We start from the raw sequence: 2,133 nt of genomic DNA, 5'->3' as shown, positions 1-2,133 counted from the left end.
CGTTCTGCTACCACCACCCACGGCCGCAATATGGCGGGTGCCCGCGCACTGTGGCGCGCCACCGGGATGACCGATGATGACTTCGGTAAACCGATTATCGCTGTGGTGAACTCCTTTACCCAGTTTGTGCCGGGCCACGTCCACCTGCGCGATCTCGGTAAGCTGGTTGCCGAACAAATCGAAGCCTCAGGCGGCGTGGCGAAAGAGTTCAACACCATCGCCGTGGATGATGGTATCGCCATGGGTCATGGCGGCATGCTTTATTCACTGCCGTCGCGTGAGCTGATCGCCGATTCAGTGGAATATATGGTTAACGCCCACTGCGCCGATGCGATGGTCTGCATCTCTAACTGCGATAAAATCACCCCCGGGATGTTAATGGCCTCTCTGCGGCTGAATATTCCGGTGATCTTTGTTTCCGGCGGCCCAATGGAAGCCGGGAAAACCAAGCTCTCTGACCAAATCATCAAGCTTGATCTGGTTGATGCGATGATTCAGGGTGCAGACCCGAAAGTCTCCGACTCGCAGAGCGAGCAGGTTGAACGTTCGGCCTGTCCGACCTGCGGCTCGTGCTCCGGGATGTTCACCGCCAACTCGATGAACTGTCTGACCGAAGCGCTGGGTCTGTCGCAGCCGGGTAACGGTTCGCTGTTGGCGACTCATGCCGACCGTAAAGAGCTGTTCCTCAACGCAGGTAAACGCATCGTTGAGCTGACCAAACGCTACTACGAGCAGGATGACGCTTCAGCCCTGCCGCGCAACATTGCCAGCAAGGCGGCGTTTGAGAACGCCATGACGCTGGATATCGCGATGGGCGGCTCCACCAACACCGTTCTGCACCTGCTGGCGGCCGCGCAGGAAGCGGAAATCGACTTCACCATGAGTGATATTGATAAGTTGTCCCGCAAAGTCCCGCAGCTGTGTAAAGTTGCGCCGAGTACGCAGAAATACCATATGGAAGACGTGCACCGAGCGGGCGGCGTACTGGGCATTTTAGGCGAGCTGGATCGCGCCGGGCTTCTGAACCGCGACGTGAAAAACGTGCTGGGGCTGACTCTGCCTCAAACGCTCGATAGTTATGACGTTATGCTGACCAAAGACGACGCGGTGAAAAAAATGTTCCGCGCAGGTCCGGCTGGCATCCGTACCACCCAGGCGTTCTCGCAGGATTGTCGTTGGGACACCCTGGATGATGACCGCGCAGAAGGTTGCATTCGCTCGTTGGAACATGCTTACAGCAAAGACGGCGGCCTGGCAGTCCTGTACGGTAACTTCGCGGAAAACGGCTGTATCGTAAAAACCGCTGGTGTGGATGACAGCATCCTGAAATTCACCGGCCCGGCAAAAGTGTATGAAAGCCAGGACGATGCGGTTGAAGCTATCCTCGGCGGTAAAGTGGTTGCCGGCGACGTGGTGGTGATTCGCTACGAAGGGCCGAAGGGCGGGCCAGGCATGCAGGAAATGCTCTACCCAACCACCTTCCTGAAATCGATGGGTCTCGGTAAGGCCTGCGCGCTGATTACCGACGGTCGTTTCTCTGGCGGTACTTCGGGGCTTTCCATTGGTCACGTTTCTCCTGAAGCGGCCAGCGGCGGTAATATCGCAATTATCGAAGATGGCGACATGATTGCTATCGATATCCCGAATCGAGGCATTCAACTGCAACTGAGCGATGCGGAAATCGCTGCGCGCCGTGAAGCGCAAGAAGCTCGTGGTGACAAAGCCTGGACGCCAAAAGATCGTCAGCGTCAGGTCTCCTTTGCGCTGCGCGCTTACGCCAGCCTGGCAACCAGCGCCGACAAAGGTGCGGTGCGCGATAAGTCGAAACTAGGGGGATAATGACCATGGCGGATTCTCAACCCCTCTCCGGCGCTCCAGAAGGCGCCGAGTATCTCAGAGCAGTGCTGCGTGCGCCGGTATACGAAGCGGCGCAGGTCACACCGCTACAAAAAATGGAAAAACTCTCTTCGCGCCTCGATAACGTGATTCTGGTGAAGCGCGAAGACCGTCAACCCGTTCACAGCTTCAAGCTGCGCGGTGCCTATGCCATGATGGCCGGTCTGACCGAAGAGCAAAAAGCGCATGGCGTAATCACCGCATCGGCGGGTAATCATGCTCAGGGTGTAGCTTTCT

The 2,133-nt window shown here is 57.2% G+C and carries 2 protein-coding genes; both read left to right on the top strand.

The window, feature by feature from the left end; all coding sequences use genetic code 11:
- The coding region (ilvD, locus tag FDW87_RS02050; protein WP_252362954.1) for a dihydroxy-acid dehydratase at positions 1-1,839 on the top strand (1,839 nt) is incomplete at its 5' end.
- Between the two features lie 5 nt (positions 1,840-1,844).
- Positions 1,845-2,133: pyridoxal-phosphate dependent enzyme (locus tag FDW87_RS21515; protein WP_252362953.1), on the top strand; the 289-nt coding region annotated here is incomplete at its 3' end.

Source organism: Citrobacter sp. wls826, from assembly GCF_005281245.1.
Classification (GTDB): domain Bacteria; phylum Pseudomonadota; class Gammaproteobacteria; order Enterobacterales; family Enterobacteriaceae; genus Citrobacter; species Citrobacter braakii.
This window is presented reverse-complemented; position numbering and strand designations above follow the sequence as displayed.